24 protein-coding genes are annotated in these 22,691 nt (G+C 65.0%); 6 read left to right on the top strand and 18 right to left on the bottom strand.

Annotated features, from left to right (window positions below; translation table 11 throughout):
* Positions 1–27: 27 nt before the first annotated feature.
* The gene (locus PQU95_RS01450) at positions 28–756 is read right to left on the bottom strand and encodes a 16S rRNA (uracil(1498)-N(3))-methyltransferase (protein WP_272750366.1); all 729 of its coding nucleotides are present in this window, start codon (positions 754–756) and stop codon (positions 28–30) included.
* Between the two features lie 115 nt (positions 757–871).
* On the opposite strand from PQU95_RS01450, the gene PQU95_RS01445 reads away from it, so the two are divergent.
* Positions 872–1,663, top strand: coding sequence for an inositol monophosphatase family protein (locus PQU95_RS01445; RefSeq protein WP_502654470.1), 792 nt, complete (start codon positions 872–874; stop codon positions 1,661–1,663).
* Positions 1,664–1,730: 67 nt separating this feature from the next.
* Here PQU95_RS01445 and PQU95_RS01440 read toward each other — a convergent pair whose 3' ends face one another.
* The 3 genes from PQU95_RS01440 to PQU95_RS01430 all read right to left on the bottom strand — a co-directional run bounded on the left by PQU95_RS01440 (position 1,731) and on the right by PQU95_RS01430 (position 3,936).
* On the bottom strand, positions 1,731–2,408 hold the full coding sequence (locus tag PQU95_RS01440) for an alpha/beta hydrolase (RefSeq protein ID WP_272750365.1): 678 nt from the start codon (positions 2,406–2,408) through the stop codon (positions 1,731–1,733).
* A 116-nt stretch (positions 2,409–2,524) separates the two neighbouring features.
* Positions 2,525–3,415, bottom strand: a complete 891-nt coding sequence (locus tag PQU95_RS01435) for a DMT family transporter (protein WP_272750364.1) — start codon at positions 3,413–3,415, stop codon at positions 2,525–2,527.
* A complete protein-coding gene (locus PQU95_RS01430) occupies positions 3,415–3,936 on the bottom strand; it encodes a MarR family winged helix-turn-helix transcriptional regulator (RefSeq protein WP_272750363.1) in 522 nt (173 codons plus the stop codon). Before PQU95_RS01430 ends, PQU95_RS01435 begins: the two co-directional genes overlap by 1 nt.
* An 87-nt stretch (positions 3,937–4,023) precedes the next feature.
* Here PQU95_RS01430 and PQU95_RS01425 point away from each other — a divergent pair, with 87 nt between their 5' ends.
* Positions 4,024–4,893, top strand: a complete 870-nt coding sequence (locus PQU95_RS01425) for a carboxylate/amino acid/amine transporter (RefSeq protein ID WP_373321357.1) — start codon at positions 4,024–4,026, stop codon at positions 4,891–4,893.
* Positions 4,894–4,898: 5 nt separating this feature from the next.
* On the opposite strand, the gene PQU95_RS01420 is transcribed toward PQU95_RS01425, so the two are convergent.
* From PQU95_RS01420 to rarD, 7 genes are all read right to left on the bottom strand, one after another.
* Complete coding sequence (locus PQU95_RS01420) at positions 4,899–5,267, bottom strand: VOC family protein (protein WP_272750361.1); 369 nt, start codon at positions 5,265–5,267, stop codon at positions 4,899–4,901.
* A 70-nt stretch (positions 5,268–5,337) separates the two neighbouring features.
* A complete protein-coding gene (locus PQU95_RS01415; RefSeq protein ID WP_272750360.1) occupies positions 5,338–5,751 on the bottom strand; it encodes a GFA family protein in 414 nt (137 codons plus the stop codon).
* The gene (locus tag PQU95_RS01410) at positions 5,748–6,401 is read right to left on the bottom strand and encodes an alanyl-tRNA editing protein (protein WP_272750359.1); all 654 of its coding nucleotides are present in this window, start codon (positions 6,399–6,401) and stop codon (positions 5,748–5,750) included. Before PQU95_RS01410 ends, PQU95_RS01415 begins: the two co-directional genes overlap by 4 nt.
* Positions 6,398–7,273 (bottom strand): GNAT family N-acetyltransferase, encoded by an 876-nt coding sequence (locus PQU95_RS01405; RefSeq protein ID WP_272750358.1) that lies wholly within the window; start codon positions 7,271–7,273, stop codon positions 6,398–6,400. The genes PQU95_RS01410 and PQU95_RS01405 overlap by 4 nt, the downstream gene beginning before the upstream one ends.
* A complete protein-coding gene (locus PQU95_RS01400) occupies positions 7,270–8,562 on the bottom strand; it encodes a GNAT family N-acetyltransferase (RefSeq protein ID WP_272750357.1) in 1,293 nt (430 codons plus the stop codon). The genes PQU95_RS01405 and PQU95_RS01400 overlap by 4 nt, the downstream gene beginning before the upstream one ends.
* Positions 8,556–8,762, bottom strand: a complete 207-nt coding sequence (locus tag PQU95_RS01395; RefSeq protein WP_272750356.1) for a hypothetical protein — start codon at positions 8,760–8,762, stop codon at positions 8,556–8,558. Before PQU95_RS01395 ends, PQU95_RS01400 begins: the two co-directional genes overlap by 7 nt.
* A gap of 253 nt (positions 8,763–9,015) precedes the next feature.
* Entirely contained in the window at positions 9,016–9,924 is a 909-nt protein-coding gene (gene rarD / locus PQU95_RS01390; protein WP_272750355.1) for an EamA family transporter RarD, read from the bottom strand.
* Between the two features lie 419 nt (positions 9,925–10,343).
* Here rarD and PQU95_RS01385 point away from each other — a divergent pair, with 419 nt between their 5' ends.
* Positions 10,344–13,835, top strand: coding sequence for an indolepyruvate ferredoxin oxidoreductase family protein (locus PQU95_RS01385; protein WP_272750354.1), 3,492 nt, complete (start codon positions 10,344–10,346; stop codon positions 13,833–13,835).
* 56 nt (positions 13,836–13,891) lie between these two features.
* Here PQU95_RS01385 and PQU95_RS01380 read toward each other — a convergent pair whose 3' ends face one another.
* Positions 13,892–14,173 carry a hypothetical protein gene (locus PQU95_RS01380; protein WP_272750353.1) on the bottom strand — a complete coding sequence of 94 codons (282 nt, stop codon included), beginning with the start codon at positions 14,171–14,173 and terminating at the stop codon, positions 13,892–13,894.
* Between the two features lie 153 nt (positions 14,174–14,326).
* On the opposite strand from PQU95_RS01380, the gene PQU95_RS01375 reads away from it, so the two are divergent.
* Positions 14,327–14,791, top strand: a complete 465-nt coding sequence (locus PQU95_RS01375) for a GNAT family N-acetyltransferase (RefSeq protein ID WP_272750352.1) — start codon at positions 14,327–14,329, stop codon at positions 14,789–14,791.
* 96 nt (positions 14,792–14,887) lie between these two features.
* Here the strand turns inward: PQU95_RS01375 and PQU95_RS01370 are convergent, their stop codons facing one another.
* From PQU95_RS01370 to PQU95_RS01345, 6 genes are all read right to left on the bottom strand, one after another.
* Positions 14,888–15,127, bottom strand: a complete 240-nt coding sequence (locus PQU95_RS01370; RefSeq protein ID WP_272750351.1) for a hypothetical protein — start codon at positions 15,125–15,127, stop codon at positions 14,888–14,890.
* Positions 15,128–15,180: 53 nt separating this feature from the next.
* On the bottom strand, positions 15,181–16,212 hold the full coding sequence (locus tag PQU95_RS01365; RefSeq protein ID WP_272750350.1) for an AbrB family transcriptional regulator: 1,032 nt from the start codon (positions 16,210–16,212) through the stop codon (positions 15,181–15,183).
* Positions 16,213–16,272: 60 nt separating this feature from the next.
* Positions 16,273–17,778 (bottom strand): tripartite tricarboxylate transporter permease, encoded by a 1,506-nt coding sequence (locus PQU95_RS01360; RefSeq protein WP_272750349.1) that lies wholly within the window; start codon positions 17,776–17,778, stop codon positions 16,273–16,275.
* Positions 17,779–18,294 (bottom strand): tripartite tricarboxylate transporter TctB family protein, encoded by a 516-nt coding sequence (locus tag PQU95_RS01355; protein WP_272750348.1) that lies wholly within the window; start codon positions 18,292–18,294, stop codon positions 17,779–17,781.
* Between the two features lie 3 nt (positions 18,295–18,297).
* The gene (locus PQU95_RS01350; protein WP_272750347.1) at positions 18,298–19,251 is read right to left on the bottom strand and encodes a Bug family tripartite tricarboxylate transporter substrate binding protein; all 954 of its coding nucleotides are present in this window, start codon (positions 19,249–19,251) and stop codon (positions 18,298–18,300) included.
* Between the two features lie 66 nt (positions 19,252–19,317).
* Entirely contained in the window at positions 19,318–20,379 is a 1,062-nt protein-coding gene (locus PQU95_RS01345; RefSeq protein WP_272750346.1) for an ABC transporter substrate-binding protein, read from the bottom strand.
* A gap of 226 nt (positions 20,380–20,605) precedes the next feature.
* On the opposite strand from PQU95_RS01345, the gene PQU95_RS01340 reads away from it, so the two are divergent.
* Entirely contained in the window at positions 20,606–21,274 is a 669-nt protein-coding gene (locus tag PQU95_RS01340; RefSeq protein WP_227302012.1) for a response regulator, read from the top strand.
* The gene (locus PQU95_RS01335; protein WP_272750345.1) at positions 21,271–22,680 is read left to right on the top strand and encodes a sensor histidine kinase; all 1,410 of its coding nucleotides are present in this window, start codon (positions 21,271–21,273) and stop codon (positions 22,678–22,680) included. The genes PQU95_RS01340 and PQU95_RS01335 overlap by 4 nt, the downstream gene beginning before the upstream one ends.
* Positions 22,681–22,691 lie beyond the last annotated feature (11 nt).

The raw sequence follows: 22,691 nt of genomic DNA, 5'->3' as shown, positions 1-22,691 counted from the left end.
TTTGCATCATGCATTCGCCTGCCTGGCTTACACGCTGTAATCGCCCCACACCGTCTGGATAGCGCCCACGGCCGCCAGCGCGGCGGTTTCGGTGCGCAGGATGCGCGGCCCCAGCTTCAGCGGTGTCCAGCCTGCGCTAATGGCCTGCTGTTCTTCCACGCCGGACAGCCCGCCCTCCGGCCCTGCCATCAGCCACGCCTGCTGTGGCGCCCGGGCGATATCCACCAGCTTTTGTGTACCCAGTGGCGACAGCAGCAAGTGGGCGTCGGCCGGCGGCAAGCTGGCCAGCCACTGCTTCAGCGTCAGGATGGGGCGCACCTCGGGTACGGTGTTGCGGCCGCTTTGCTCGCAGGCGGCGATCACGATCTCCTGCCAGCGCTGCACACGCTTGTCGGCGCGATCGCCGGCCAGCTTCACGATGCTGCGCTCGGTGGCTAGCGGCTGGAAGGCGCTGACGCCCATTTCCACGCCTTTTTGCAGCGTGAACTCCATGCGGTCGCCGCTGGAAATCGCCTGTGCCAGCCCCAGCCATACCGGTGATTCGCGGCTGGTGTCGTCAAATGCCGTGATTGTGCAGCTAACGTCGCGTTTGGCCAGCTCGGTAACGGTGGCGTGGAATTCGCCGCCACGGCCGTTAAACAGCGTGATAGCGTCGCCTTCACGCAGGCGTAAAACCTGCACATGGCGCACCACCGTATCCGGCAGCGCCAGGCTTTGTCCGGCAGCAAGGGCAATATCTATAAAAAACCTTGGCATGGTGTGTTGATCGTTCGTGTTGATAACGGTATTTTGCTTGGTTTGCTGCACGTGCAACAACATAAACATTACACGGTGGTAAGCGGGCCTGCCCGCAGCGCGAGAGGAGAGATGGATGCAAGTGGTCGATCAGGTAATACAGGTCGTACGCGACGTGGCCCGCTACGAGGTCATGCCGCGCTTTTTGCGCGTGGGCAAGACGCGTAAAGAGGACGGCTCGCTGTTTACCGAAGCCGATCTGGCCTGCCAGCAGGTACTGCAGCAGCGCCTGCCTGCCATCCTGCCCTACCCGGTGCTGGGCGAGGAAATGACGCGTGAGGAACAGGACGCGCTGTGGGACGCCAACCAGGCCGGCCTGTGGGTAGTCGACCCCATCGACGGCACCACCAACTTTGTCAACGGCCTGCCCTACTTTGCCGTGTCGGTAGCGCTGATGATCAACGGCGTCAGCGAGCTGGGGGTGATCTACAACCCGGTATCCGACGAAATGTTCTACGCCCGCCGTGGCTGCGGGGCCTACCTGAACGGCCAGCGCCTGCCGCTGAAAACCGTGGCCAACAGCATGGGCGACGCCATCGCCGCCGTCGAAATCAAATACCTGCGTTCCGGCAAGCTGGCGGCGCGCATGGGCAGCGTGGCGCCGTTCGGCAGCCAGCGCAGCATGGGTTCCAGCACGCTGGACTGGTGCTTCCTGGCCGCCGGCCGCTACGACATCTATCTGCACGGCGGCCAGCGCCTGTGGGACTACGCCGCCGGTGCGGTGATCCTGGAAGAAGCCGGCGGGCGCATCGCCAGCCTCAATACCGACGACTACTGGGCCGATACCATCTGGAAGCGCTCTGCCATTGCCGCGCTGAACCCCGAGCTGTTTGCGCAGTGGCACAAATGGGTGCGCGCCAACCAGTAAGCAGCGCGTGTTAAAAAAGATGCGGCCAACCTGGGGCAAGGTTGGCCGTTTTGTTTTGGTGGCGGGTTTAGTGGCGGGTTAGCCAGCTGGCGAAGTCTTGTGCCATGGCGGCGGTGAGCTGGTGTGCGGCCGGGTAACGCTGCAGTGTGTGTGGCACGCCCAGTTCGGTGAGCCAGGCGGTGGCGCGTTCGGCCCAGCTGACGGGCAGCTTGTCGTCGTGTTCGCCGTGGCACAGGTAGCCGTCCAGCAGCGCCAGTGACGATTTTTCGGCGAGGATGGGCGCAATTTCCGGCAGGATGCGCCCGCACAGCACGGCAAAGCGGCCCAGGCTGCCGGGCGAGGTCAGCGCCACGCTGGCACTCATGATGCCGCCCTGGCTGAAGCCGGCCACGGTGCAGTGTTCCGGCACCACGCCAAACTGGCATTGCAGGCTGGCCAGCAGCGACACCAGCTGCTGGCGGCTGTGCTCGGCCTGGGCGGCGTTGATGCGCGGGCCGTCGCTGCCGAACTGCACCTCGAACCAGGCAAACTGCTGCGGTCCGAGTTGCAGCGGGCCACGCGCCAGTACCAGCAGCCAGTCGGGTGGCAGCAGCGGTAGCAGGCCGGCCAGTTGCTGTTCGTGGCCGCCCACGCCGTGCAGCAACACCAGCAGGCGGCTGGCCCGCGCCGGTGGCCGCGCCTGGGTACGGTAGGTCAGGCCACTGGTGGGGTCGGTATGCAGCGGGGAAAACAGGTGTTCGGACATGGCGGGCCTCCGGTAATGATGGCGCCATTGTGGCCCTGTGCTGGCCGGCAATAAACCGGCCATGCAGAAAATGATTCTCTACCGACGGGAAACAATCTGCCTGCTTTGGTCCGGCCTTAGCGCCCCAGCAACAGCACGGTGCCGGCCACGCTGAGGGCGGCGCCCAGCCAGCCCAGCAACGGCGGCGCCTGGCGCGTGACGGTCCACAGCATCGGCAGGATCAGCACCGGGCTGAGCGCCGACAGCATGCCCACGGTGGCCACGTTGCCGCCTTGCAGCGCCACCATGATCAGCGTCATGCCCAGGCCCAGCGCTACCACGCCGTTCAGCGCCAGCTGCCCCAGCATGCGCGGTGTGGGCGGGTTGGCCATGTGCGCCAGCCGGCTGCCGCTGGCCCACAGCAGCCAGTTGGCCGCACAGCCGATTGCCATGCGCAGTGCGCTGGCAGTGAGCGGATCCAGCCCGCTGGCCATGGCCGGTTTGGCAAAAAAGGTGCCGCACGCCTGGCACAGCGCGGCGGCCAGGCCCAGCGCCACGCCGGCTTTCAGGCCGTGGCTTTGTTCCCACTGGTGGGTACTGCCGTCGCGGCGGCCAAACGCTACCGCTACCAGCACGCCGCCAAACACCAGCACGCTACCGGCTAGCGCCTGCAGGCTGAGTACCTCGCCCAGCAGCAGCACGCCCAGCGCTACCGAGAACACCGAATGGGTGGCAAACAGCAGGCCGGTGCGGCGTGGGCCCAGCCGGTTCATGGCGGCAAACATCAGCGCATCGCCCAGAAAAATGCCGAACAGCGCCGATAATGTGAGCGGCAGCAGCGCGGCGCTGTGCAGGGTGGCCCAGCCACCCAACGCCAGGCTGGCGCCGCCCAGCAGCACGGTGAGAAAGCTCAGCCGTAGCCGGCTGAAGGCAAACGGCCCGAAGTGACGCGCCGGGGTGGCGCCGATAAGGCCGCCGGCGGCCCAGCAGGTGGCGGCGCCGACGGCGGCCAGGTCGTACAGCAGCATCAGCGCCCCGCTTTCGTTGCCGGTTCCAGCGTAGCCAGCAGCGCGCTCATTGAGGCATCCAGCGCGTCCAGTTGCGTGGCATCCAGCGGCGCCAGGATGCGCGCCATATTATCCACATGTGCGCCTACCACCTCGTTGACCAGGTCCAGCCCCTGCGGCGTGAGCTGCACCAGCAGGCTGCGGGCGTCGTCCGGGTTGGGCAGGCGGCTGACCAGGCCGCGTTCGGCCAGCAGCTGTAGCTGGCGCGTCATGGTGCCGGACGACAGCATCAGGCTGGAAAACAGCGCAGTGGGCGCCAGGCAATACGGTGCGCCACTGCGGCGCAGCGTGGCCAGCACGTCGAATTCCCAGTTGCTGATGCCGTACTGGCCAAAGGTGTCGTTCAGCCGCTTTTGCAGCTGGATGCTGCAGCGGCCCAGCCGGCCGATGATGGCCATGTGGCGGGTGTCCAGGTCGGGGCGTTCGCGCTGCCATTGCGCGCGGATGGCGTCCACGGCGTCGGGGGTGTTCGGGGTATCCATGCCGGCTCCTGATAGCTCTGGTTCAAGATAAATATCTTGAGTTGGAGATAAATTATCGATACGATGATTATATCTTGAATTGGAGATATTGCCGTGACGACTGCTTCCCGCCTGTGGCGCGACACCCTGCTTACCGCCGTGGTGCCGCTGATCTGGGGCTCTACTTACCTGGTGACCACGCAATGGTTGCCCCCTGGCCTGCCGTTTAGTGCTGGTGTGCTGCGCGTGCTGCCGGCTGGCTTGCTATTACTGCTGTGGACGCGCCACCTGCCACAACGGCAGGAATGGCCGCGTTTGCTGCTGCTGTCGCTGCTGAATATCGGTGCCTTCCAGGCGCTGTTGTTCATGGCCGCCTACCGTTTGCCTGGTGGTATCGCCGCCGTGCTGGGTGCGATCCAGCCGCTGCTGATGATGAGCCTGCTGTGGCAAACGCCACGCCCGCTGGTGTTGCTGGCGGCGTGCACGGGCCTGGCCGGCATGGCAGTGCTGCTGAATGCCGGCAACGCGCAGTGGGATACGCTGGGCGTGCTGGCAGCAGCCGGCGGCGCCATCGTGATGGCGCTGGGCATGTATCTGGCACGGCGCTGGGGCAGCAGCCTGCCGCTGCTGGCGCTAACCGGCTGGCAGCTGACGCTGGGCGGGCTGATGCTGCTGCCGGCCGCGCTGTGGCTGGACCCGCCGATGCCGGCGCTGTCGGCGGCCAACGTAGCGGGCTACGCCTACCTGTCGCTGGTGGGCGCGCTGCTGGCCTATGGCTTGTGGTTTCGCGGCCTGCGCCTGCTGCCGCCGGTGGCTGTGTCGGCGCTGGGCCTGCTCAGCCCGGTGGCGGCGGTGATTCTGGGCTGGGTAGCGCTGGGGCAAAGCCTGCACGGCTGGACGCTAGCCGGCATGGTAACGGTGCTGGCCAGTGTGCTGTGCGTGCAGCTGGCCAGTAGCCGGCGCCCGGCACGGGCTTAGCGCGGTCAATCGCGCTGGCAGACGCGGATCAGGTGCCCGTCCGGGTCGGCCAGTACAAAGGTCTGGCCGTAGGGTTCTTCGCGCAGCGGGGTGACGATGTTCAGGCTGCTGTCCTGCTGCCAGCGCGCGTACAGCGCCGCCACCGCGCTGCCGTCTGGCAGCATGATGCCGATCTCGCCACGCGGTGCGGCATGGTGGTCGGGCGCGGTGCCGGACCACAGCGCAAACAGCGCGTCGCCACTACCGGCAAAAGCCACGTACTGCGGGCTGGTGAAAACCGGCTTGGCCGCAAACAGCTGCTGGTAAAAGGTGGTGGAACGGGCGATGTCGCTGACGTAAATCAGCTGCAGGTTGGCAACGATGGCGGTAGGCATGGCGGGTTTCCTCTGTCGTGTGAAACCACAGCCTACGCGCCCCCTGCTGCCAGCCTGCTGTCAGCAGGTTTTATGGTTTTGCTGCTTCCTGCCAGCCGGCAAACTGCGGCACGCCGTCGTGTGCCAGCCAGTGTGGGTGGTGGCTGGTCCAGATATGCGCTACCGGCAGGCTGTCTGGGCTGTCGTCCAGCGTGGCTACGCGCAGGATCACGTGCGCTTGGCCGGGGCGTTCAGCCACGATGTGGCTGCCGCACACGCTGCAAAAGTGGCGCCGCTTGCCGGGCGACGATTCGAAGCTGCGCAGCAAGTGTTCGCCGGCCAGCCAGCGAAAGTGCTGGCGCAGCACGCCGGCGGTGCTGGTGTAGGGCGCGGCGTGTGCCTTGCGACAGGTGTGGCAGTGGCAATGCACGATCGGCATGTCCAGCTGCTGGACCTGGTAGCGTACGCCGCCGCACAGGCAGCTGCCTTGTAGCGGGGCCGTCATGCGGGCGCATCGTCCAGCAGCGTGATTTCCACCCGTTCCTTGCCGCGGCCCACGTTCTTGCGCTTCAGTGCGATGCGGCCAACCTCGCCGCTGTGGCGCAGGTGGGTGCCGCCACAGGGTACGCGGGCGATGCCGGGCAGCTCCCAGTAGCGGCGGCCGCTGGCGGCGTCGGAAAAGGCGCTGGTAATGGCCAGCTTGGCCGCAACCAGCGCGTCGATGCGCGCTTGCAGGGCGGGCAGGTGCGGGGTGATGGCTTGCGGCAGCGCAAAGTCGATGCGCGCCTTGTGCTCGGCGATATGGGCGCCGATTTTTTCCACGTCCGGCAGGGTCTGGTAGATAGTTTCCAGCACCAGCTCGGCGGCAAAGTGCAGCCGCATCAGCCGGTAGCGCCGCGGCCAGTCCAGCTGCAGCGTCACCGCCGCACCGGGCTGCAAGCCGTGTTGCGATGGCAGCGTGTAGACGATGTCCTGCCCCTGCTTGCGCGCCGCCAGTACCGGCCAGCCGGCTATGCTGCCGTGGTCGCTTTCCTGGCCACCGCTTTCGGCGTACAGGATGGTGGCGGCCAGCGTCAGCTCAGCGCCGGCCACGCTGGCCACCGTGGTGTCCAGCGTACACAGGTAGGGGTCGTCCCAGAAAAGCTTGCGGGTCATGCCTGGCCACGCTCTGCGGCCAACCTTTGGTAAATGGCCGGTTCTACTTTTTCCATGATGCGTTCCGGCTTGCCCAGCGCGCCAAAACCGAACTGCGCGTACAGGCCGTGGGCGTCGGCGGTGGCCAGCATGAAGCGGCGCAGGTTTTGCAGCCGCGGGTGCAGCTGGATGTAGCGCATCAGCGCCTTGGCGATACCCTGGCCGCGCGCGCTGTCTACCACGAATACGTCGGCCAGGTAGCCGAAGGTGGCGTAGTCGGTAATCACGCGGGCAAAGGCCAGCTGCTGGCCGTCGGCGTTGTAGCCGCCGATGACCAGCGAGCCCTGCAGCGAGGCTTCGAAGATATCGCGCGGCAGGCCGGCGGCCCAGTACGACTCTCGGCTCAGATAGTGGTACACCAGCTCGCGGTCCAGCCGGGCGCAGTCGGTGCTGAATACTAAGCCGGGCTGCGGCCCCTGCAGGCGTAGCCAGCGGTGGCCGGCGGCGTCGACGCCCTCGCCTGCCGGCTGCCAGCCTTGTTGCCGGTAAAACGCCAGCGCGCGCGGGTTGGCCGCAAAACATTTCAGCGAGGGGGTGGCGGTAAAGCGCAGGGCGGCGGCCTGCAGCAGGGCCTGGCCTATGCCCTGGCCCTGTGCGGCGGGTGCCACGTACAGGTGGTGCAGAAAATTTTCTTTTTCGTATACCCCGGCAAAGCCCAGCACCTGGCCGTGGGCATCTTGTGCGACCAGCAGGCTTTCGTCGGCGGTATCGCGGGCAAAGTCGCCCAGCTGCATGGCTTGGCCATCCAGCCAGGGAAAGCAGCTGCGGCGCGTGTCCAGGTAGAGCTGCGCCAGCGCGGCGTGCTGGTGCGGGGCGTAAGGCAGGATGGTCATGCGGGCTCCTTGTGGCGCGGCCACCAGCATAGCGAGGCTTCGCGGCTGGCGTTAACGAAACCCAGCTTACGATACAGATCGATGGCGTGGTAGTGGGCATCGGCCACAATCACCAGGCGTGGTACCCGCGCCAGCCCCCATTCGGCCAGCGCGCTGATCAGGCCGCTGGCCAGCCCCAGGCGGCGAGCCCCGGGCGCGGTGGCCACCATCTGGAAGCGCCCCAGCGCCTGCCAGGTAAACAGGCCGGCACTAGCCTGCAGCTGCCCGCCGGCAAATACGCCCCACACATGGCCGTGGCCGCTGTGTTCCAGCTGCAGGTAACGCTGCTGCAGGCCACCCAGAAAGCGCCGATAGCTTGCCTCATTGTGGCCGGGGTCGCGGCTGGCGGCCAGCAGTGTGGCCCATTGCTGCCAGTCGTCGTCGCTGGCTAGCGGGCGCAGCGTGTAGCCGGTGGGTAGCGGGCTTGGCTGCAGGCTGTCACGGGTCAGCAGCAGGGCAATGGTTTCCTGGTATTGGTAGCCGGCGTCCAGCCACGGCTGGTATCGCGCGGCGCAGTCTTCGTCTTCCATCGCCCACAGCAGGGTGCGGTGCTGCACGCCGGCGTGGCCGGCAAAGGCGGTGTCGAAGCGGGCTTCCCATACGTCGCGCTGCAGTGGTGCCAGGTCGGGCAGTAGCAGGTTGCCAAAGTAGAAATCGGGTTGCGCCGCTGTGGACAGCTGCCAGTAGCCGGCATGACGGTTTAGCCGGGCTTGTGCGCCCAGCAGCTTGCGCTCGCTCAGCACGCCCGGCAGATCCAGTGCCAGCGCCAGAATGTGGCGGTCGCCGTCCTGGCGGCTGGGGACAAAGCCCAGGCCGGTGGCCAGCCGCTGTGCCGGCAGGTTGGCCGCATGGGTGTCGGCTTCCACGCGGTGCAGGCCCAGCGGGTTGAAGCCGGCGTGCAGTAGTGCGGTACCGGCTTCGCGGGCGTAGCCCTGGCCCCAGTAGGCCTCGTTCAGTTCGATGCCGAACTGCGCCTCGCCAGCCAGGCTGGTGTAGCGCAGGCCTACCGAGCCGATAAGCGTGCCGCCATCGGCCAGGGTAATGGCCAGCTGCCATGCCCGGCGTGGTGTAGCTTGCTGCTGGGCGATGAATTGTTGCAGCAGCGCGTCGCTAAAGTCGGGGCTTAGCTCGTGCGCGGCGTAGTGTTGCCCGAACGCGCTGCCCAGGCGCAGCTGGCGGTAGGCGGCCTGGTCGCTGGCGCAAAAGTCGCGCAGCTGCAGGCGTGGTGTCACAAGTGGCAGGGTCAGCATCGGTGTGGGCCTTTCTCCATGAGCCAGCGTTGAACATAGTGCTGGTGCGAGTCGGGTAGCGCGGGGCGGTGGCTGGGCTGCACCAGGCTGGAAGCCTGGTGGCACAGTACGTGCCACAGGCTATGGTGGTGTTGCGGGGGGAGCTCGTCGGCGAGCACGTCGCGCGCGAGATGGCGCGACAGGATAAAGAGCGATGCCATGATGGCGTTTCCTTGAAAGAGCGTGGCCCGGTGCAAGCAGCACGGTGTGGGCCGGTATAAGTAAAGAGCGAATGCCGTCCGCGTGGCGGAGGACAGCGGCATTGTGGTGATGTGGCGTGGCGGCGTCAATGGCCGAAGGGGCAGACGGTGGCTAGCTTGCGGTTGGTGTGCGGTTTTATTGCCACGGGCTGCGTGAAAGAACAAGGGCAAGCCGCATGGCTTGCCCTTGTGGTGTTGCGGCCAACGTTTGGCACTAGGCGGCAGCAGCGCGCCGTGCTTTGAGGTAGCCCAGCAGGCCGTGGCCGGAGTACAGCGCCAGCGCCGCCCAGATCAGGCCGAAGCCGACGGCGCGGCTGCTGCCGAACGGCTCGTGGTACAGCCACACGCCCAGCAGCAGCTGGATGGTGGGGCCCAGGTACTGGATCAAGCCCACGGTGGCCAGCTTCAGGCGGCGCGCGCCGCTGGCAAACAGCAGCAGCGGGATGGCGGTGACCACGCCGGCACCCATCAGCAGCGCGTCGGTGGCCAGGCCCAGCTGGCCAAAGGCGCCGTCGCCGCGCACGGCAAACCACAGTAGCGCCGCCAGCGCCAGCGGCAGCATCAGGAAGGTTTCCAGCGCCAGCCCTTCCAGCGACGGCAGTGGCGCTTTTTTACGCAGCAGGCCGTATACGCCAAAGGTGGCCGCCAGGCTTAATGCCACCCACGGCAGCGTGCCCACCGACAGCGTGAGCCACGCCACGCCCAGCGTCGCCAGGCCGATGGCGACGCCCTGGGTGCGTGTCAGCCGTTCGCCCAGAAACAGCCGCCCCAGCAGCACGTTCACCAGCGGGTTGATGAAGTAACCCAGGCTGGCCTCCACCACGCGGTTTTCGTTCACCGCCCAGATGTAGATCAGCCAGTTGAACGACAGCAGCAGCGACGACAGCGCAAACACGCGCAGGCGGGCACCGTCGCGCAGGCTGGTACCCAGCCAGCGCCAGTTGCGCTGCACCAGCAACAAGATAGCCACGAACAGTGCCGACCACACAATGCGGTGACACAGGATTTGCAACGCCGGTACCGCGTGCAGCGGCTTCCAGTACAGCGGGAACAGGCCCCAGATAAAGAACGCGCCGGTGGCGTACAGCACGCCCTTGCCGGTTTCGTTGGGTGCAGATGACATGGATACGTCTCTAAGGTTGGCCGCAGGCCGGCGGGTAGAGCCGGCAGCGGCAAGGATTCAAGCCTGCACTGTAGCGGTGCGGTGCTGGCGCGCTCAACCATGGCGGCAGAACGCAGTGTTTCCGCGCGCAGGGCAAGGCTTTTATCGCCATGCCATACGGGTGAATGGCACAATTTTGCTGCACTGGCACATTTGCTGCACTCGCGTGCGTGCGAGGCATAAAAAAACGACAAAGCTTTTGACGTTTACGTTTACGTCAACTAGTGTTCGCACAAAGCGGTGGCTACGCTAGCCGCACACTATAAAGAGACAGAGACACCGCCCGCTGCGTACTGCTGCCGGGCTGCATCACCAGGACGGGACGGCTCACAAGGCTTCACCCGACCCGCTGCGACAAGCACACAGATGGAGGAGACACCATGTCGATTCGCCACGTCGAACTGGAAGACAAATACACGGCACCTACCGGGCAAGTATTGCTCAACGGTATCCAGGCGCTGGTACGCCTGCCGATGATGCAGCAGGCGCGCGATAAAGCCGCCGGGCTGAATACCGCCGGCTACGTTACCGGCTACCGCGGCTCGCCGCTGGGCAATGTGGACCAGGTGATGCAAAAGGCCAGCAAGCACCTGGCCACGCATAATGTGGTATTCCACCCGGGCCTGAACGAAGACCTGGCCGCCACCGCCGTGTGGGGCACGCAGCAGGTCAATATGTTCGAGGGGGCCAAGTACGACGGTGTGTACTCCATGTGGTACGGCAAGGGCCCCGGTGTGGACCGCTCCGGTGACGTGATCAAGCACGGCAACGTGGCCGGCACCAGCAAGTTCGGCGGCGTGCTGCTGATCTGCGGCGATGACCACGCTGCCAAGTCGTCCACCTTCCCGCACCAGTCCGACCATATCCTGGCTGCCAGCATGATTCCGGTGCTCAGCCCGTCCGGCGTGCAAGAGGTAATCGACTACGGCCTGCACGCCTGGGCCATGAGCCGCTATTCCGGCTGCTGGGTGTCGATCAAGGCCATCTCCGACACCATCGAAAGCGCCGCCGTGGTGGACATCAGCCCCGAGCGCGTGCAAACGCTGATTCCGGAAGACTTTCCGCTGCCACCCGATGGCCTGTCCATCCGCTGGCCGGACACCCCGCTGGCACAGGAAAAGCGCGTGCTGCACCACCGCCTGTACGCGGCACTGGCCTACGCCCGCGTCAACAGGCTGAACCACGTGACGCTGGATTCGCCCAAGGCGCGGCTGGGCATCATCACCTGTGGCAAGAGCTACCTGGACGTGATGCAGGCGCTGGACGACCTGGGCATCGACGAGCAACTGGCCGCCGATATCGGCCTGCGCATCTTCAAGGTGGGCATGGTGTGGCCGCTGGAACCGGAAGGCGTGCGCCAGTTTGCCGAGGGCCTGGAAGAAATCATGGTGATCGAGGAAAAACGCCAGATCATCGAATACCAGCTCAAAGAACAGCTGTACAACTGGCGCGACGACGTGCGCCCGCGCGTGGTGGGCAAATTTGCCGAAAAAGGCGAATGGGCGCTGCCGCACGGCGACTGGCTGCTGCCGGCCGCCGGCGAGCTGACCCCCGCCATGATCGCCCGCGCCATCGCCAAACGCCTGGCCAAGGTGTACGACAGCCCGGTGATCCACGACCGCCTGAAGTTCTACGACGACAAGGAAGCCCAGCTGGTGAAACCGCGCGAAGCCATCGCGCGCATTCCGCACTACTGCAGTGGCTGCCCGCACAACACCAGCACCAAGGTGCCGGAAGGCAGCCGCGCCGTGGCCGGCATCGGCTGCCACTACATGGCGCACTGGATCGAAGGCGACAGCACCAAGACCTTCACCCAGATGGGCGGCGAAGGCATCACCTGGCTGGGCCAGGCGCCCTTTACCAGCACCAAGCACATCTTCACCAACCTGGGTGACGGTACCTACTTCCACTCCGGCCTGCTGGCCATCCGCGCCGCGGTGGCGGGCAAGGTCAACATCACCTACAAGATCCTGTACAACGACGCGGTAGCAATGACCGGTGGCCAGAATGTGGACGGCTACCTGGACGTGCCGATGATTACCCGCCAGGTGCACGCCGAAGGGGTTGGCCGCATCGTCATCACCAGCGACGACCCGGACAAATACCGCACCGCGCATGGCCTGAAAGAAGGCCTGGCACCGGGGGTGGAAGTATTCCACCGCCGCGAGCTGGACCGCCTGCAAAAAGAGCTGCGCGAGCTACCCGGTGTCACCATCCTGATCCACGACCAGACCTGTGCCGCCGAAAAACGCCGCCGCCGCAAACGCAAGGAATTCCCAGACCCGGACCGCCGCGCCTTCATCAACGAGCGCGTGTGCGAAGGCTGTGGCGACTGCGGCAAGAAATCCGGCTGCCTGTCGGTACTGCCACTGGAAACCGCCCTGGGGCGCAAGCGCAAGATCGACCAGAGCAGCTGCAACAAGGATTTTTCCTGCGTGGAAGGCTTCTGCCCCAGCTTCGTGTCGGTAGCCGGTGCCAAAGTGCGCAAGCCCGGCGGAGCTGCCGCCAGCCTGGCCAGCATGCCGGTGCTGCCGCAGCCGCAACTGCCGGGCCTGCACGAGCCGTTCGGCATCATGGTCACCGGCGTCGGTGGTACCGGCGTGGTGACTATCGGCCAGGTGCTGGCCATGGCCGCTCACCTGGACAATAAGGGTGTCACCGTGCTGGACATGGCCGGCCTGGCGCAAAAAGGCGGCTCGGTGTGGTCGCACGTGCGCATTGCCGATAGCCAGGAAAAACTGCACGCGGTACGCATTGCCGCCGGTGATGCCAACCTGGTGCTGGGCTGCGACCTGGTGGTGACCGCCGCCGAGGAAGCGCTGGCCAAGATGCGCGAAGGCTTCAGCCACGTGGTGGTGAACAACTACGAATCGCCCACCAGTACCTTCCTGAAAAACCCGGATGTGCGCTTCCCGGCCAAGGCAATGAAAGACGCCATCATCGAGTCGGTGGGCAGCCAGCACTTTGCCGAGGTCAACGCCACGCGCATTGCCACCGCACTGATGGGCGACGCCATTGCGGCCAATATGTTCATGCTGGGTTATGCCTGGCAGCAGGGCCAGGTGCCGGTATCGCTGGAAGCCATCATGAAGGCCGTCGAGCTGAACGGCGCTGCCGTGCAGTTCAACCAGGATGCCTTTCTGTGGGGGCGCCACGCCGCGAACGACCCGGCGCGCATCGAAACCCTGGTCAGCCCGTCCGCCGTGGTGCAATTCGTGCCGCGTGAAACGGTAGAAGGCGTACTGCACCACCGCAGCAAGGAGCTGGTGGCCTACCAGGACGACAAGCTGGCAATGCGCTACAAGGCGCTGGTAGAGCAGGTGAAAGCCGCCGAAGAGCGGGTAAAACCGGGCAGCAGCGCGCTGACGCTGGCTGTGGCCCGCGCCTACTACCACGTGCTGGCCTACAAGGACGAGTACGAAGTAGCGCGCCTGTACAGCGACGGCGAGTTCCAGCGGGCGCTGCAAGAGCAGTTCGACGGTGACCTCAAGCTGACCTTCCATTTTGGTGCCAGCTGGATGACCGGCCACCAGCCCAAGAAAGTGAACCTGGGCGCGTGGGCGCTGAAGGCGCTGGGTGTGATTGCCGGCTTCAAGGGCCTGCGTGGTAGTGCACTGGACCCGTTTGGCTGGCAGGCTGACCGCCGTCTGGAGCGCGCCATGATAGTCGAGTTCGAGGCGCTGGTGAGCCAGCTACTGGGCACGCTGTCTGTGGCCAACCTGGGCACGGCTACCGAGATGGTAAAACAGTACGAAGGTATCCGCGGCTTCGGTCATGTGAAGGAAGCCGGCTACCAAGCTGCGCAGACAAGACTGGCCGAGCTGCGCAAAGCGTTCGACACGCCACCCGCCCATAAGGGTGCGGCTGCGTAACGGGCATTGTTTGAGGGTGTTTGACGGGCCGCAAGGCCCGTTTTTTTATGCTTGCCTCAGGCGTGCAGTACCAGGCCGGCAGGTGCCAGCAAGCCATACGCGGTGAGTGCCACGCTCCACAGTAGCAGCTTGGCGCCGAACAGGCGTTGCGTGCAGCGCAGCGTATTGGCCAGCCCGCAGCCGTATAGCACCATGGCACTCCACATCGGCAGCAGCAGCATCAGCAAGGCCAGCAGCCATAAGGGGGTGGCTGGCCACAGCAGTAGCAGGCTGCCGCACAGCAGCGTAGCCAGCGGTAATGCCGCCAGCGCGGCCAGGGTGAGTTCACGGTTCAGCATATTGAAAACTATCGTGTGGGTGATGGGGCGACAGCATGCCCGCCTGCTGTGGCAAGGCAATGAAGGCCGGGTGACGGCCGCATGACAGCAGCGGCTGGCCGCAATAGGCAACAAGTGGTATTAAATAGGTTTTGCCATTCACACAAAAGTGCCATGCCCGCCGACATTCTGGTGAAGTTGTACGGATTGCCACCCTGCCCCGCCGTGCCCGACGGCGTGGTGTTACGCCACCCTCTGCCACACGAGCGTAGCGCTATACGCATGTGGATAAGCCGTGAGTTTTCTGATAGCTGGGCCGACGAATTCGATACAGCATTTTGCAGTACGCCGCCTACCGCCTGGGTGCTGCAGCGTGGTGGCGAGCTACTGGGTTTTGCCTGCTATGACGTGACCGCCCGCGGCTTTTTCGGCCCCACGGGGGTAAAGGAAAGTGAGCAAGGTCAAGGGTTTGGACGTTTACTGCTGCTGGCATCGATGCATGCGTTGCGCCAGCTGGGTTATGGCTACGCCATTATCGGTAGCGCCGGGCCGCTGGACTTCTACCTACGCACCTTGCCGGCGATGCTGATCCCCGACAGCTACCCCGGAATTTATCCACAGCCTGTTGATAAGTACTAGGTGTCAGCTGTGTTGCGGGGTGATGGCGTGTTTGTGCTAGTGACGGCGACTATCCTGGCCGTGCGGCGCGCACTGCATAAGCCAGCCTGATACCAATCAGGCCAGGCGTACGCCGGGAAACAGGCTGAGGCGACGCGCGTCGTCTACTGCCTGCTCCATATCGCTGGTTTCCTGCTGCCATATCCATACCTTGTGCAGCGGGTCGAAGGTTTCCACCAGCCACAGCTTTTTACCGGTGCCTAGCGCCACCAGGCGCGCGCGCGCAGGCTGCTGGTAGTTGAAGATGACGGCGTCGCTGGTGACGGGGGCTGGTGGCTTGGTAAACAGGCTACGCATGGTGGAGTCCGTAATAGGGTATGCCGGGTCTGGTTGCAAATGCCATGCCAGCTTCAACTGCGCACTGGCGGGGGTGCCAGCCAGCGCGATAGCGGCTCGGCCAGCAGCAATACCATCACCAGCCGGCATAGCTGGAAGGCGATGATGGTAGGCACGTCCAGCCCCATGGCTTTGGCAGTCAGACACATCTCGGTAATGCCGCCTGGTGCCATGGCCAGAATGGCCAAGGGGGTGGGAAAGCCTGCCACGGCGGCCAGCAAACCGGCACCGGCTACCGCCAGTAGCAGCAATAGCGCCAGGCTGGCCACAAAGGCTGCCAGAAAGCGTGGTGCGGCCAACATCTGCTGCCGGTCGAAGCGCACACCCAGCGCCATGCCGATCAGCAGCTGCGCCAGCTCCACCCAGCCTGCCGGCAAGCTACCGCTCACCGTACCGCTGCTGGCCAGCAGCAAACTGATGGCCAGCGGGCCGATAAACCACGGGTTGGGGATGCGCCGCCATTGCAGTAGCGCGCCCAGCGCCAGCGCTGGCAGCAGCCACGGCAGGGCGCTGCTGCCCAGTGGTGCAAGCGTGGTGGCAAACGGTGCAGCGCTGTGCCCGAACAGGGCAAAGGCACCGGGGTACAACAGCACCACAATCAGCACGCGCAGGCTCTGGCCCAGCACGATCCATTCGCTTCTGGCACCACGGCGGGCGCCGATGGCGGTCATTTCCGAGGCGCCACCGGGCAGCGCCACCAGCCAGGCGGTGAGTGGGTCCAGCCCCGGGCACAGCCGGCGCAGCAGCTGCATGGCCAGCCACGCCAGCAGGAAGGCAAACGCCACCGCCACGGCTATCCAGGGTGCCAGCGTGACGGTACGCAGCAGGGCGTCGTGGCTGAAGGTCAGCCCCAGCGCCAGCCCGACAATGGCCTGGCCCAGCTCGCGGCTATGGCGGATGCTGGCCAGCGGCATGCCCAGCAGGCGGCCGCCCAGCATGGCCAGCAAGGGCCCCAGCAGCCAGGGCAGCGGCCCGCCGGCAGCGTGCCAAAAAAAAACGCCAGCTAGACTGATGACGAGTCCACTGGCGTGTGAGAAGTACAACATCGCTTGTACCGGGAGTACGGGGTGAGCGGCCGCTTCTGACGGCGGCCATCAACATTCGGGTCAGGCGGCTTGCAGCATTTTCTGGCGGCGCTTCATCAGCGGCGGCACGATCAGGATGGCGGCAGTCACCACCAGGATGGCCAGCGAGATCGGGTGCGTCAGGAATACGGTCAGGTCGCCCTGGTGGATGGACATGGCGCGGCGGAAGTGCTTTTCTGCCATCGGGCCCACGATCAGACCCACGATCAGCGGAACCACCGGGAAGTCGTAGCGACGCATCAGGAAGCCCAGTACACCAATGATGTACAGCAGCATCAGGTCGAACCAGCTTTGGCGCAGCGCATAAGCACCCATGGTCGCCAGTAGCAGGATGCCGCCGTACAGCAGCGGGCGTGGTACTTTCAGGAACTGTACCCACAGGCCGACCAGCGGCAGGTTCAGCACCAGCAGCATCACGTTGCCGATATACAGCGAGGCGATCAGGCCCCATACCAGCTCGGGGTTGGTATCAAACAGCAGCGGGCCGGGCACGATGTTGTACTGCTGGAAGGCAGACAGCATGATGGCGGCAGTGGCCGAGGTCGGAATACCCAGCGTCAGCAGTGGTACCAGTGTGCCGGTAACGGCGGCGTTGTTGGCCGCTTCCGGGCCGGCTACGCCTTCGATGGCGCCTTTGCCAAACTCTTTTTGCGCTTCCGGGCTGGCCAGCTTGCGCTCGGCCGAGTACGACAGGAAGGTCGGCATTTCGGTGCCGCCGGCTGGCAAGGTGCCAAACGGGAAGCCGATGGCGGTACCGCGCAGCCATGGTTTCCACGAGCGCTTCCAGTCTTCCTTGGTCATCCAGAAACGGCCGGTTAGCGTTTCCAGGCCGGCTTTCATCTTGTTTTCGTAGGTGGCGGTGTACAGCGTTTCACCCACGGCAAACAGGCCCATGGCAATCACGACAATATCGATACCGTCGATCAGCGGCATCAGGCCGAAGGTGAAGCGGCTCTGGCCGGATTGCGGCTCGATGCCGATCAGCCCGATGGCCAGGCCCAGCATCAGCGCGATGAAGCCTTTCAACGGCGAGTTGCCCAGCACGGCAGACACGGCGGCAAAAGTCATCATCATCAGCGAGAAGGTTTCTACCGGGCCCAGTTGCAGCGCGAAACCGGCAATGATGGGTGCCAGCAGGGTGAGCAGCACGGTCGCGATGGAGCCGGCAATGAAGGAGCCGATGGCCGCGGTAGACAGTGCCGGGCCGGCACGGCCGGCCTTGGCCATCTTGTTGCCTTCCAGTGCCGACACGATGGAGCCGGCTTCACCCGGGGTATTCAGCAAGATAGAGGTGGTAGAGCCGCCAAACATGGCGCCGTAGTACACGCCAGCCAGCATGATCAGCGCGCCGGTTGGGTCTACGCTTTGTGTTACCGGCAGCAGCAGGGCTACGGTGACCGCCGGGCCGATGCCGGGCAGTACGCCAATGGCGGTACCCAGCGTGCAGCCCAGCAGGGCCCACAGCAGGTTGGCCGGGGTCAGTGCGGTGGCAAAGCCCAGCGAAAACAGTGCGTTCAATGATTCCATTTACAGTACTCCCCCGGTCAACAGGGCTGGCAGGTTCAGACCTAGCCATTTGAAGAGGTGGAACAGGCCCAGGGCCAGCAGGAAGGAGAGCAGCAGGTCCAGCATCGGGCGGCGCGTTTCCAGCGCACGACAGACACCGAAACACAGCAAGGTGCCGGCCAGTGTGAAACCGATCAGGCTGATCAAGGCCATGTGGGCGATCAGGCTGCCGCTGGCGATGGCAAACATGCGCCAGTCGGCTTCGCCGCGTTCGGCGTCTTCTTCGGCTTCCAGTTGTTCCGCGTCGTTCTCGCCGTCGCTGAGGATGGTATCCGGCCCGTTACGGTGGCGACGCTGCATCAGCAACGCGCCACCGGCAACGATCAGACCGGTTACCACCAGCGAAGGAAAGAAGCGCGGCCCGATGCCGGCATAGCCGGCATCGTTCGAGATGTCTTGTAGCTGCCAGGCCATAAACAAACCCAGCAGGATCACCCCGAAGGCGAGCCACTGCTCGCCAGTTACGCGCTTGATCATGGTTTAGTTACCCAGCTTCAGTTTCTTGACGGTTACAGCGGTACGCTTGATGTCTTCGTTCAGGAAAGTCTGGAAGCTGTCACCGCTTTGCAGCATGTCCAGCCACTCGAATTTCTCGGCCTTGGCTTTCCAGGTAGGCGATTTGGCTGCGGTTTCCACCATCTTGATCAGCTGGGCCTTCTGTGCGGCGTTGATGCCCGGGGGCGCAAACACGCCACGCCAGTTGTACACCACCACGTCGGTGCCCTGCTCGCGGATGGTCGGTACCGGGATATCCGGGTTACGGGTAGCGGCGGAAATACCCAGTGCACGTACCTTGCCTGCCTTGATCAGGTCGGCCAGCTCGCCGTAGCCGCTGATGTAGGCGGCAATCTGGTTACCCAGCACGGCGGCTTTACCCTCGCCACCACCGGCAAACGGGATGTAGTTCAGCTTGTCCGGGTCCACGCCGGCTTTTTCCGACATCAGGCTGGCCATGATGTGGTCAATGCCGCCGGCCGAGCCGCCACCGATGCTCACGGCACCCGGGTTGGCTTTGTAGGCGGCCATCAGGTCCTTGATGGATTTGTACGGCGACGCAGTCGGCACCACGATCACGTTGAACTCGCCCATCAGGCGGGAAATCGGCGTCACCATGCCAAAGTTCACTGGCGACTTGTTGGTTTCCAGCGCGCCCACGGTCACGGCACCGGCTACCAGCAGGGCGTTAGGGTTGCCCTTTTCGTTATTCACGAACTGCGCCATGCCGATGGCACCACCGGCACCGGCCTTGTTTTCCACGACCACGCTTTTGACCTGGCCGGACGCTTGCAGCGCTTCGCCCAGGGTACGGGCGATGGTGTCAAAGCCGCCGCCCGGGTTGGCCGGAGCCATGATCTTGAATTGTTCAACTTGTGCCTGTGCGGCCATCGGCGCCAGGGCTACCAGGCAGGAAACCAGCAGGGTTTTCAGTTTCATGAATCTCTCCAGTGTTGTGGTACAGCGAGTAATACGTCCTCGGGGCGGGACGATGTTTCATCTTGTTCAGTGTGTCGGGCGGGTGGCCGCCGGCAGCTGGTCGCGCCAGCGTTTCAGGAACAGGCTCTTTTTGGCCGTATCCAGGTACACCAGCAGCCCGCTGCCTACCTGAATCGGCCGCAGGTTGGCCGCATTGCGTTTCAGGTCGATATGGCCCAGCTGCCGCGGCAGGTCTTCGCGTATGGGCGGCAGCCCGCTGCCTTGCGACAGCACGTGCTGGCCGTCGCGCGACAGCACAAAATCGGTCCACAGTTTGGCCGCTGCGGTATGGCGCGCGGCCTTGTGTATCAGCATCAGCCGGGTCACCACCAGCGCGTAGTCTTGCGGCAAAACCCAGCGCACCTGGGGCTGGTGGCGGGTAAAACTCACCGCGTACGGCCCCAGCACGTTATAGGCAATATCCGCCTCGCCTTGCTGCAGCCGGCGCAACAGGGTCAGGCTGTTGCCTTCCTGAAAGCGCACATTGCGGCCCAGCGCGGCGGCCAGGTCCCAGAACTCGGCGTTGTGGCGCGAGTCCTGGCTGAAAAACAGGTAACCGGCACCGGAGGCCTCCACGTCGTAGGTGGCAACCCGCAGCTGGCCGGGCTGCGCCCGCAGCATGCGGCGCAGGTCGGTATGCGTGCGCGGCATGTGGGCTACCCGCTGGCTGTGGTAGGCAAACACCACCGGCTCGAAGGTGGTGCCGTACACTTCATCCCGCCACGAGGCCCAGTCGGGCAACGCGTCTTTTTGCGGCGAGCTGTAGCGCAAGGCGTAGCCATCGTTCACCAGCTTGATCTGCAGATCCATGGCCGAGCTCCACAGCACGTCGCCGCTGGCGGCGTTATTCCCCAGCGCGCGGCGGTAAATGTCGGCGCTGTTCAGCTCCTGGTACTGCACGCGGATAAACGGGTAACGCTGCTGGAACGCCTGCAGCAGCGGCGCCACTTGCTCGCGGTCTATGGTGGCGTGCACCAGCAAGGTGCCTTCGCGCCGTGCCGCCTCGCTCAAACCGCTTTGCATGCCATTCCCCGCCAGCAACAGCGGGCTGATGGCCAGGCAAAGCCAGGTGAGCAGAAAACGGTGCATGCACAACTCCTTACAGTTGCACCAAGTCTAGGCAGGGCTAGCTTTCATTTCCCTTTCACTGTCTGACAGCCGGGCAGCAGTGGTGCAAGAAAGCCGCAATCTGCCCCTGACAGGTGCTTGGCAGGCGGCGATCGGGTGATACGATGAAAAGACAACACAGCAATAAATGCGGCCAACTGCGGGCCGGTACCGCGGGCAAGGCCACAGCCCACAGACAGAGAGCACGATGAGACTGCTGCTAGTAGAAGATAACCACGACATTGCCACCTGGCTGCAAAAAGCCCTGAGTGCTGCCGGCCACGCGGTGGATATTGCACCGGATGGCGTGCAGGCCGACCAGCTGCTGGCCTACGAGCCCTATTCGCTGGTGATTCTGGACATCGGCCTGCCGCGTATGGATGGCTTCGAGGTACTGAAGCGCCTGCGCCGCCGTGGCAACCGTGTGCCGGTGCTGGTGCTGACCGCGCAGTCCGGCATCGACGCCCGCGTCCACGGCCTGGACCTGGGCGCGGACGACTACCTGGGCAAGCCCTTCGAGCTGGCCGAGCTGGAAGCACGCGTGCGCGCCCTGCTGCGCCGCGCCCAGGGTAGTGAGGGGGGCGTGCTGCAGTGTGGCGAGCTGGTGTTCGAGCCAGCGCACAAGCGCTTTGCCGTGTGCGGCCAACCCTTGGCGCTGACGCCGCGCGAGATGGCGGTGCTGGAAGTGCTGCTATACCGCCAGGGCAAGCCGGTGAGCAAAGAGGTACTGGCCGACCAAATCGTGCGGCTGGACCAGGACCTGAGCCCGGACGCCATGGAAATCTACGTGCACCGCCTGCGCAAGAAGCTGGCCGGTAGCGGTGTGGCCATCCTTACCCTGCGCGGGCTGGGTTATATGCTGGACGTGGCCAAATGACACTCTCGCTGCGGCGCCAGCTGGTGCAATGGGTGGTGATCCCGCTGATCCCGCTGGCGGCAGCAACGGCCTGGCTGGCGCAGGACAACGCGCGCGAGGCGGCCAACGCCGCGTTCGACCGCACCTTGCAGGCCTCGGCGCGCAGCATTGCCGAGCGCATCGTGGTGCAGGACGGCGAGCTGGTGGTGGATATCCCGGTGGCGGCGCTGGAAATGTTCGACCCGCACTTCCAGGATCGCGTGTTCTACCGCATCGGCTTTGCCGGCGGTTCCACCATTACCGGCGACGCCGACCTGCCGCTGCCCGCCACCCTGCCGGGCGCGGGCGAGCTGCGTTTTTACGATGCCACCTTCCGTGATGAAGCCATCCGCAGCGTGGCGCTGGCGGTACCGCTGTACTACGCCGGCAGCCAGCGCCTGCTGCTGGTGCAGGTGGGCGAGACCACGCTGTCGCGCGCCTCGCTGGCGCGGCGGCTGTTTACCGAATCACTGGCACAGCAATGGCTGATCGGTGCGGTAGCTGCACTGTTGGTGGCCATCGGCATCAACCGCGCGCTGCGCCCGCTGGGCCGCCTGCGCAGTACGCTCAAGGCGCGCGCCGGCGACCCGTCGCTGCAGCTGGACGTTGGCAGCGTGCAAAAAGAGCTGCAGCCGCTGGTGATGGCGCTGAACACCGCGCTGTCCGAGCTGGAAAACCAGCTGTCCATCCGCCAGCGCTTTATTGCCGACGCCGCCCACCAGCTACGCACCCCGCTTACCCTGCTGAAAACCCAGGCCGAATACACCCAGCGCCAGCCCGAGCCCGCCGAGCAGCAAGCCGGCCTGGCGGCGCTGGTGCACTCTACCGACCAGGTGATTCGCCTGGCCAACCAGCTGCTGGCGCTGTCGCGTGCCGAGCCCGGCCCGGCGCAGCACGACACCCGCGAGCTGGACGTGGCCGAGCTGGCGCGCGAAGTGACCATGGACTTTGTCATGGTGGCGCTGGACAAGGCGCTGGACCTGGGCTACGAGGGCGACGATAGCGCCCTGCTGTGCGGCCAACCTTTGCTGCTGCGCGAAATGCTGTCCAACCTGATCGACAACGCCGTGCGCTACACCCCGGCCGGTGGCGAAATTACCGTATCGGCCTGGCAGCGCGGTGGCGAAGTCGAGCTGGTCATCAGCGATAGCGGCCCCGGCATTCCGCCAGAAGAGCAATCGCTGGTGTTCGAGCGCTTTTACCGTGGCCAGCAGGCGGGGGGCGACGGCTGCGGCCTGGGGCTGGCCATCGTGCGCGAGATCGTGCGTGGCCATGCCGGACAAATAAGGCTGGAGTCTGGCAGCGTGGGTGGTTTGCGCATCGTCATTACCTTGCCACGCCAGCCACCGCCGCCGCCCGCTGACGCGTTACACTCCGGCCTGCACTGAACTACGGAACA

The sequence above is a fragment of the Vogesella aquatica genome (assembly GCF_028548455.1).
Lineage (GTDB): Bacteria > Pseudomonadota > Gammaproteobacteria > Burkholderiales > Chromobacteriaceae > Vogesella > Vogesella aquatica.
This window is presented reverse-complemented; position numbering and strand designations above follow the sequence as displayed.

Bases quoted from the DNA above. Each gene is read 5' to 3' on its own strand.
- PQU95_RS01450 (WP_272750366.1), bottom strand. From the start codon at position 756: ATGCCAAGGTTTTTTATAGATATTGCCCTTGCTGCCGGACAAAGCCTG.
- PQU95_RS01445 (WP_502654470.1), top strand. From the start codon at position 872: ATGCAAGTGGTCGATCAGGTAATACAGGTCGTACGCGACGTGGCCCGC.
- PQU95_RS01440 (WP_272750365.1), bottom strand. From the start codon at position 2,408: ATGTCCGAACACCTGTTTTCCCCGCTGCATACCGACCCCACCAGTGGC.
- PQU95_RS01435 (WP_272750364.1), bottom strand. From the start codon at position 3,415: ATGCTGCTGTACGACCTGGCCGCCGTCGGCGCCGCCACCTGCTGGGCC.
- PQU95_RS01430 (WP_272750363.1), bottom strand. From the start codon at position 3,936: ATGGATACCCCGAACACCCCCGACGCCGTGGACGCCATCCGCGCGCAA.
- PQU95_RS01420 (WP_272750361.1), bottom strand. From the start codon at position 5,267: ATGCCTACCGCCATCGTTGCCAACCTGCAGCTGATTTACGTCAGCGAC.
- PQU95_RS01415 (WP_272750360.1), bottom strand. From the start codon at position 5,751: ATGACGGCCCCGCTACAAGGCAGCTGCCTGTGCGGCGGCGTACGCTAC.
- PQU95_RS01410 (WP_272750359.1), bottom strand. From the start codon at position 6,401: ATGACCCGCAAGCTTTTCTGGGACGACCCCTACCTGTGTACGCTGGAC.
- PQU95_RS01405 (WP_272750358.1), bottom strand. From the start codon at position 7,273: ATGACCATCCTGCCTTACGCCCCGCACCAGCACGCCGCGCTGGCGCAG.
- PQU95_RS01400 (WP_272750357.1), bottom strand. From the start codon at position 8,562: ATGCTGACCCTGCCACTTGTGACACCACGCCTGCAGCTGCGCGACTTT.
- PQU95_RS01395 (WP_272750356.1), bottom strand. From the start codon at position 8,762: ATGGCATCGCTCTTTATCCTGTCGCGCCATCTCGCGCGCGACGTGCTC.
- rarD (WP_272750355.1), bottom strand. From the start codon at position 9,924: ATGTCATCTGCACCCAACGAAACCGGCAAGGGCGTGCTGTACGCCACC.
- PQU95_RS01385 (WP_272750354.1), top strand. From the start codon at position 10,344: ATGTCGATTCGCCACGTCGAACTGGAAGACAAATACACGGCACCTACC.
- PQU95_RS01380 (WP_272750353.1), bottom strand. From the start codon at position 14,173: ATGCTGAACCGTGAACTCACCCTGGCCGCGCTGGCGGCATTACCGCTG.
- PQU95_RS01375 (WP_272750352.1), top strand. From the start codon at position 14,327: ATGCCCGCCGACATTCTGGTGAAGTTGTACGGATTGCCACCCTGCCCC.
- PQU95_RS01370 (WP_272750351.1), bottom strand. From the start codon at position 15,127: ATGCGTAGCCTGTTTACCAAGCCACCAGCCCCCGTCACCAGCGACGCC.
- PQU95_RS01365 (WP_272750350.1), bottom strand. From the start codon at position 16,212: ATGTTGTACTTCTCACACGCCAGTGGACTCGTCATCAGTCTAGCTGGC.
- PQU95_RS01360 (WP_272750349.1), bottom strand. From the start codon at position 17,778: ATGGAATCATTGAACGCACTGTTTTCGCTGGGCTTTGCCACCGCACTG.
- PQU95_RS01355 (WP_272750348.1), bottom strand. From the start codon at position 18,294: ATGATCAAGCGCGTAACTGGCGAGCAGTGGCTCGCCTTCGGGGTGATC.
- PQU95_RS01350 (WP_272750347.1), bottom strand. From the start codon at position 19,251: ATGAAACTGAAAACCCTGCTGGTTTCCTGCCTGGTAGCCCTGGCGCCG.
- PQU95_RS01345 (WP_272750346.1), bottom strand. From the start codon at position 20,379: ATGCACCGTTTTCTGCTCACCTGGCTTTGCCTGGCCATCAGCCCGCTG.
- PQU95_RS01340 (WP_227302012.1), top strand. From the start codon at position 20,606: ATGAGACTGCTGCTAGTAGAAGATAACCACGACATTGCCACCTGGCTG.
- PQU95_RS01335 (WP_272750345.1), top strand. From the start codon at position 21,271: ATGACACTCTCGCTGCGGCGCCAGCTGGTGCAATGGGTGGTGATCCCG.